Below are 7,147 nucleotides of genomic sequence, written 5' to 3'. Positions count from 1 at the left end.
GAGCGAGGCTTGCCCGCGAAGAACGATGACGCGGTGCAACAGGTACACCGCGGCGCCTGGTTCGTCGGCAAGCCTGGCTCCTACAAAGCGAAGAAACACGGTGCGACAGGTACACCTCAGCACCTACCTGAAAAAATGACTGGGTGTCTTGCCGAACTGCTTCTTGAACATGCTGGTAAACGCACTGGGGCTGTCGTATCCCAGCTCCCCGGCGATGTCGATGATCTTCTCGCCGACGGCGATGCGCTCCAGGGCCAGCAGCAAACGCGCCTGCTGACGCCATTGGCCGAAGGTCATTCCGGTTTCCTTGCGGAACAGGCGCTGGATGGTTTTCTCGTCGAGGTCCAGGCGTGCGCTCCAGTGCGCCAGGGTCGAGCCATCACCGGGATCGCGTTGCAACGCTAAACACACCTGCTTGATCCGTGGGTCCGAGGGCTGGGGCAGGTGCAGCGGCAAGGTGGGCAAAATCCTCAGTTCATCGAGGATCAGGCGCATGACCCGGCCTTCGCGCGAGTCCGCGTCGTAGGGTGCGGTGATATCGACCGAGACCTTGATCAACTCACTGAGCAACGCCGAAATACTCACCGCCCTGGGTTCGGCCGGCATGTCCGCAAACGTGTCGGGGCGCACGAACAGGCTGCGCATCTTCAACGGGCCGACGCAACGTATCGAGTGAATGTGCCGGCTCGGCATCCATATCCCGCGACTGGGCGGCACCGTCCACTGACTCAATCCCGAGTGCACCACCATCACACCTTCGATGGCGTAAATCAGTTGGTGGGCTTGATGGGAATGCGCTTCGATCACCCAGTTTTCCGGGTAGTCGGTGGCGCTGCTGCTCACGGCGCAGGCTCGTCCGTCGATCTCCCGGAGGAATTCATCCAGCGACTTGATCATGATGCCCTTTTTGCGATAGTCGATTCCCGAATTGCGCGAGACAGGCAATCGGACGGCACTTAGGATAGCGCTGAAGCCTGAAATGGCTAGCGCTTTCGAGCCTGGCACCCAGCACAGCCGTACGATTTTCCCTGGAAGGATCCCATGTCCATCAGTACCACTGCCCCCCTCTCAACCTCCCCTTCGGCGGCCAGCCAGGCCAGCCCGCTGGTGATGCGCGTCATCGGTGCCTGCGCCCTGGCACACCTGATCAACGACCTGATCCAGGCCGTGCTGCCGTCGATCTACCCGATGCTCAAGGCCACCTATGGCCTGACCTTCACCCAGGTCGGCCTGATTACCCTGACCTTTCAACTGACTGCATCGCTGCTGCAACCCTGGGTCGGTTACTACACCGACCGCCACCCCAAGCCGTGGCTGTTGCCGGCCGGTATGGTCTGCACCCTGATCGGCATCCTGATGCTGGCAATGGTCGGCAGCTTCGGGGCGATTCTCGTGGCCTCGGCCCTGGTGGGCATTGGCTCGTCGACCTTCCACCCGGAGACGTCCCGCGTCGCGCGCCTGGCCTCGGGCGGTCGCTACGGCCTGGCCCAGTCGACCTTTCAGGTAGGGGGGAACGCTGGCAGCGCCTTTGGTCCGCTGCTGGCAGCGGCCATCGTCATCCCCTACGGCCAGGGTAACGTCGCCTGGTTCGGCCTGTTCGCGGTGTTCGCCATCCTCGTGCAATACGGCCTGAGCCGCTGGTACCGCAACCACCTGAACCTGTTCAAGCTCAAGCAAGGCACCCAGGCGACCCATGGCCTGTCGAGAAAACGCGTGACTTTTGCCCTGGTGGTCCTGGCCTTGCTGGTGTTCTCCAAGTATTTCTACATGGCCAGCTTCACCAGCTATTTCACCTTCTACCTGATCGAGAAATTCGACCTGTCGGTGGCCAGCTCGCAGCTGTACCTGTTCCTGTTTCTCGGCGCCGTGGCGGCCGGCACTTTCTTCGGCGGGCCGATCGGTGACCGGATCGGGCGCAAGCAGGTGATCTGGTTCTCGATCCTCGGTGCTGCGCCCTTCACTCTCGCCCTGCCCTATGTCGACCTGTTCTGGACGGGCGTGTTGAGCATGATCATCGGCTTCATCCTCGCCTCGGCCTTCTCTGCCATCGTGGTCTTCGCCCAGGAACTGGTACCCGGCAACGTCGGCATGATCGCCGGGGTGTTCTTCGGCCTGATGTTCGGTTTTGGCGGCATTGGCGCGGCGCTGCTCGGGCACCTGGCGGACATCCACGGCATCGAATACGTGTACACGCTGTGCTCGTTCCTGCCGCTGCTGGGTATTTTGACGATCCTGTTGCCGTCTACCAAAGGGGTTTAGTGCGGGTCTTCGTACGCCCGGTTTTTAGAACCACCCATGCCCAGCCAGTGTCTCTGTCCAATAGACACTTCAAAAGGTCGCCTTCAAATCGACGGGCATGGACGGAGATCTCAGATGACCAGCTCGCAAGCAGGTACTACCGCACAAAAATTGATGTTTGAACGCAATGGCTGGGTGCTCAACAACCCTCGCCTGCCGGTGCTGATTTATCCTGGGGCCATCGCTGTTCAGGGCGACGATCCGGCGGCCCTGTTCGAGCAAACCTTCAAAGCCAACGGCTGGCCGCCGCAATGGCGCTATGGCGTTTATGACTATCACCACTACCACACCGAAGGCCACGAAGTGCTTGGGGTGGCCAGCGGGCATGCGCGCTTGATGCTGGGCGGCCCCGATGGTCATGTGCTGCAAGTGCGTGCCGGGGATGTGCTGCTGTTGCCCGCCGGCACCGGTCATTGCAACCTGGATTCGAGCGATGACTTTCTGGTGGTCGGCGCCTATCCGCCTGGCCAGCACGCCGACATTTGCCGTGAGGCGCCGAGCCCGGCGCAGTTGCAGAGCATCGAAACCCTGCCGTTTCCGGACCAGGACCCGGTGCAAGGTACCTATGGCGCGGTGAGCGAATATTGGTCCAAAGGCTAGCCCTGGGGTATTGGTCGATAAATCTCGAACTCGCAACCCTAGTCCCGATCCAACGTGAAGACACTGGAGGCAAGCACCATGAACAACGATGACCGCATCACCCCAGCCGACACCCCGCCCACCGAGGAAGATGAGACCCTTGTGCCCTCTCCCCCCGAAACCACCGAGGAGGAAGCCGAGGACCTCAAACGAAAAGTTGCCGAGATAGAACGCAAAGTGGCGGACGGTAATTGAACCTGCATCGCATCACCGCCGCCGGGTCACTGTCAACGCCACCACCGCAATGCGCTCCACTCGTTCATAACCTGGCTTGAGCAGTTCCTCACCGAACACGTCAGGGTCCAGCTCCCGATAGGTCCAGCTGAACCCGTCGTCACCCAGCAGTGGCTGAATGGATTCGAGAAAAGGGTCCGCCCCGTCCACCATCGCCACCCCGGTGTACAGCAGCAGGCTGCCGGCCTTTTCCAGGCGCGGCAGCGATTCGCGGACGATGCGCTGCGACAAGGCTTCCCCGAGTGCGCCGCCACCATGGCGATACGCGCGATGCTGGCTGTCATTCATGTAGGGCGGGTTGGCGATGATCAGGTCGAACTGCCCTTCGACGCTGCCCAGTACATCACTGTAGTAAGCGCTGAGATTGCCGGCGTCGGCCAGCTCGGCATTCACCGCCGTCAACCGCAACGCCCGGGGATTGATATCCACCGCCAGTACCGCTGCCTCCGGACGGGCACAGGCGACGACCAACGCACCGATGCCGGCTCCGCAGCCGATGTCCACCACCCGCCGCACGGGCCCGGTGCACTTCTGCAAGTATGCTTCGATCAATTGGACAAAGCGGTAGCTGTCCGGTCCGAAAAACACCGAATCGGGTTGCGTGGTCGGGTACGCCGAATGGGCAATCAACAAATGCCCGAGGCTCGACCAGCGCACCGTGCTACGCCACAGCGAGCCTTCCTTTTCGACGATGGCCGCCTCTTGCAGATCAGCCAGTTGCTCCTGGGAAAACAGAGTGTTTTCAAAGGGCAACGACCAACCGAACACATCACGTTGGTCCTTGGCCAAGGGTGGTGTAAAGCGCTGGCACACGCGTTCATGGGTCAAGGGCGTCGGAGTGACGAAATGGTAGCCCTCGCCAGCCAGCCGCCTGCCCAGCTCCAGCAAAGTCCGATCAGCGATCTGTTGGACTGACATGCATGACCTCCTGAAATCAGCGCAAGCGGGCCACGTATTCGATAAAGCGCCGGGTGGCGAAGAGTCCAGCGGGCCGACAATGACGCTGTGCCGAGAGCCACGGGATCAGCATTTGCAGTTGCTGTCGCGGTGACTGGTCGTGCAGGGATTCTTGCAACGCATTCAGCTCGGTGTCGTCTGCCCCGATTTCATCGGCGCAAGCGTCGTCGAATGGCGCGCGGCGTATCGCTGGCCGCCTCTGCGGTGCTTGCCAGTCACCGGCAATCCAGTCGTGCAGCAATTGTTTCTCAAAGCCACTGAACACGCCGAACATGGCCGCCTTGTCGCCCTCGATCAATTGCCAGAAGCGGCTTTCCCCGGGTGGGCAGTGCCGTTTGATCCAGCCCTTGCGTTGCAGCGCGCCGAGAAAATCCTCGATATGGCCAGGGGTCGCCAGCCACTGATTGACGGTCTTGCCTTCGACCTGGCAGTAATCGGAATGCATGTGCTGGCCGAAGCGGCGTTTGCGCTCGAGCATGGCGACGACTTCCTGCTGCAGATCGAAACTTGCAATCACCGCCGTCGAGCCCGGTCCCAAGTCATTGAGTCGATAGCCGATGGCGACACGTCGATAGAATTCATCCCGCCCCTGCTCCATGGGCATCAGCTCGAGCAGCGCTTCAATCGCCTTGCGCCCGTGACCGCTGCTGACGTTGTCGATGGTCACGTGCAGGGTGAAATAGTACGGATCGATCCCCAGTTCACGCAGCTCATAGGCGCTGATCAGCAGGTGCAGCGGCAGCTGCTCATAGCCGAGGTTGTAGCCAATCACCTCCGGCATGAACATCGCGCTGCAGTGCCCCAAGGTCAGTTGAATCGCGCCCTGGCGAAATTGTTCGTCGAGCAGTCCCTGCCTGTCGCCACAGTCGTGCTCGGCCAGCAGCTTGCGGTAGATCACCACGTGATTGTGCCGGGGATCGCCATTGCCCAACTCTTCCAGATAGGTGTTCAGCAACCCGTTGTATCGCAGGTCCTGCCAATGCTCGAGCACACCGGCCAGCCATGCGCCGTCGACTTCCTTGGTCGGCGCCACACGCTGCAGGAAAAACAATGCATGGGCCTTGTTGGAGAAATACCGACGTGGCCCACCATGCTTGCGCTCTTCGAGGTAGTGGGCGTAATCGCGCGCCACAGCGGCACAATTTTGTTGCGTCCATGAGGACAGCTATTCTGGCGCTTCGGGCAGGTCACAGGGGAGTTCGGCGGCCAGGGCCAGTTGCTCGCGCAGGAACTGTTCGCCCAGCGCTCCTGCTTGCGGGCCGTTGCTGAAGAGCAAGTCGTAGAGCTCGCGATACTGGCCATCGGCGTCGGCATTCGCAGGTACCGAGGGCGACCCCGACAAGGGAGTGAACAGTGTCATTGGCAGTTCTCCTGGGCAGTGCAACGGGCTATCACCGGGTGCGTTTTCCTAGCGCCTGTCGTCGGACAGAGGTGTTTGCTCATCGGCCTCGGGAAGCTTCCTGTCAGGCTCACTCCAATCCTGCGCGCCCTCGTCATCTTCGAGGTCAGGCTGGGTCAGGGGATCGTATTTGCCCGGATCGTCCGAAGCGGGGAGCGTCTTGTCCGGGTCTTGCCTGTTGTCCTGGATGATCGACTCGCTGGACATACTTCACCTCATAACCTTGTCCCGGGATTTCCGGGTCGTACAGGTTTGAAGGTGCCCAGGGGCTGGCGTGCGGTCGAATAGACGAATGGCATACATGCTTGTAGGAGCCCGGCTTGCCGGGCGCCGCCAGTTTTTGAGCTCCCCCGAGCTGCCGCAGGCTGCGATCTTTTGATCTTCTATTCAGCCCGATCAATCCGATCCAGCGCGCGATTCACCGCCAGTTCGCCCAGCATGATGACTTGCGCAATCCCCAACAGGGAATTGCGACTCGTCCCCTCCATATGATCCGCCAGATCCAGCGTCATCACATTGGCCGAAGCCAGCGACTCACAGGCATGGGCCAGCAGGGTTTGGGTATCGAGTTCCGGGTTGACGATGAACATGGTGCAAAGCTTGCGCGGGGTGGCCTGGATGTCGGCGGCTGAGGGAATACGTTCTGATGGTGGGTGGTTTGAATCGATGGTTTCTGAATGCGTTGCCGGATCGGTATCCGGCGAATTCGGCGTCGGCTTGATCATGAATGCTTCCCTTTATTAGTTGGGCCGCACCATCTCGCTACTACACGAAAGGGTGGCAGCTGTGCGCAAGTTAGTAGACCGGCAAGGGTAAGCAAAAACCGGCGCGCCCGAGGACGCCATGCGCACAGCTGCCATCAAGTGCAGGCTGATACCTGACTGATGATGCTCATGCGACCGCTTTAACCTTGGCCGGGCTACTAAACCCGATCACTGACCATCAGTGATACGAATCAAGTTACCGAGCAGCCCCAGGGTGCACAAGCCGGCGGATTCTGGCGTAACCGTATGCAACGGCGCAAGGCGCTGTGGCTTTCGCGACGTAACGTGAGCGCTTTCTCACAAACGCTCGGAAGCATCCTACGCATCCATCAGAAACGTCCTATTTCCACCTCGCCCCTACTTCGTAAAGCTTGCGAGGGCTCCCGCGCGGGTGCTCATAAAAATCCCCTTAATACCCGTGCGTGTGCCAGCGACTCTGGCGCTGACCGTTTCGCTGCCTGATCCCTTTTCGTTACAAGGAGCGTACCCACCATGGCAAAGCTGCTCGACTGGATTTTTGGACGCCACTACGACTCAAGCACCCCCAGTGCCATGCCCCAGGTCTGGCCAACCACTACCACCCAGTCCTCGCAGCCAGCGGCGCCCCCGGCAGCCGAACGCTTGCCGCCGCTGAAAAACTGGTGTCATCCATTCAAGGATACGCGCGACCCATTGCAGCAACTGACCCACCTGGCCAACGCTACTGCCGGGTACTACCCTCTGGGCCGCAATGGCCTGTGGCACGGCGGCGTGCATTTCGACAGCGGCACCGCTGTTGGCCTGAAGCAGCAATCCCACGTGCACTGCCTGGCCGACGGCGAAGTGGTGGCTTACCGCATCGATACGTATTCGCCGA

Annotated in this window: 7 protein-coding genes and 2 pseudogenes; 4 read left to right on the top strand and 5 right to left on the bottom strand. The window is 60.7% G+C overall.

Translation table 11 applies throughout. The features are described from left to right. Positions 1–123: 123 nt before the first annotated feature. On the bottom strand, positions 124–945 hold the full coding sequence (locus HFK74_RS32820) for a helix-turn-helix domain-containing protein (protein WP_180207214.1): 822 nt from the start codon (positions 943–945) through the stop codon (positions 124–126). A gap of 96 nt (positions 946–1,041) precedes the next feature. Between HFK74_RS32820 and HFK74_RS32815 the strand changes: the two genes are divergently transcribed. The 3 genes from HFK74_RS32815 (at position 1,042) to HFK74_RS32805 (ending at position 3,132) form a co-directional block, all read left to right on the top strand. Further along, positions 1,042–2,259 (top strand): MFS transporter, encoded by a 1,218-nt coding sequence (locus HFK74_RS32815; protein WP_180207213.1) that lies wholly within the window; start codon positions 1,042–1,044, stop codon positions 2,257–2,259. A gap of 114 nt (positions 2,260–2,373) precedes the next feature. After that, entirely contained in the window at positions 2,374–2,898 is a 525-nt protein-coding gene (locus HFK74_RS32810) for a cupin (protein ID WP_180207212.1), read from the top strand. Between the two features lie 78 nt (positions 2,899–2,976). Then, entirely contained in the window at positions 2,977–3,132 is a 156-nt protein-coding gene (locus HFK74_RS32805) for a hypothetical protein (RefSeq protein ID WP_180207211.1), read from the top strand. Between the two features lie 12 nt (positions 3,133–3,144). On the opposite strand, the gene HFK74_RS32800 is transcribed toward HFK74_RS32805, so the two are convergent. The 4 genes and pseudogenes from HFK74_RS32800 to HFK74_RS32785 all read right to left on the bottom strand — a co-directional run bounded on the left by HFK74_RS32800 (position 3,145) and on the right by HFK74_RS32785 (position 6,252). Then, positions 3,145–4,089: a class I SAM-dependent methyltransferase gene (locus HFK74_RS32800; RefSeq protein WP_180207210.1), complete on the bottom strand. Its 945-nt coding sequence runs from the start codon at positions 4,087–4,089 to the stop codon at positions 3,145–3,147. Between the two features lie 16 nt (positions 4,090–4,105). Next, positions 4,106–5,488: pseudogene (locus HFK74_RS32795) on the bottom strand (iron-containing redox enzyme family protein). Between the two features lie 48 nt (positions 5,489–5,536). Continuing rightward, entirely contained in the window at positions 5,537–5,734 is a 198-nt protein-coding gene (locus HFK74_RS32790) for a hypothetical protein (RefSeq protein ID WP_180207209.1), read from the bottom strand. A 176-nt stretch (positions 5,735–5,910) separates the two neighbouring features. Next, positions 5,911–6,252 carry a DUF6124 family protein gene (locus HFK74_RS32785; RefSeq protein ID WP_180207208.1) on the bottom strand — a complete coding sequence of 114 codons (342 nt, stop codon included), beginning with the start codon at positions 6,250–6,252 and terminating at the stop codon, positions 5,911–5,913. A 531-nt stretch (positions 6,253–6,783) separates the two neighbouring features. On the opposite strand from HFK74_RS32785, the pseudogene HFK74_RS32780 reads away from it, so the two are divergent. Continuing rightward, a pseudogene (locus tag HFK74_RS32780) lies at positions 6,784–7,147 on the top strand (hypothetical protein); the annotation flags it as partial.

The organism is Pseudomonas sp. SbOxS1, from assembly GCF_013416725.1.
In the GTDB taxonomy this organism is placed as follows: Bacteria; Pseudomonadota; Gammaproteobacteria; order Pseudomonadales; family Pseudomonadaceae; genus Aquipseudomonas.
Note: the sequence above shows the minus strand (reverse complement) of the source record. Positions and strands in the feature narration are given on the sequence as shown.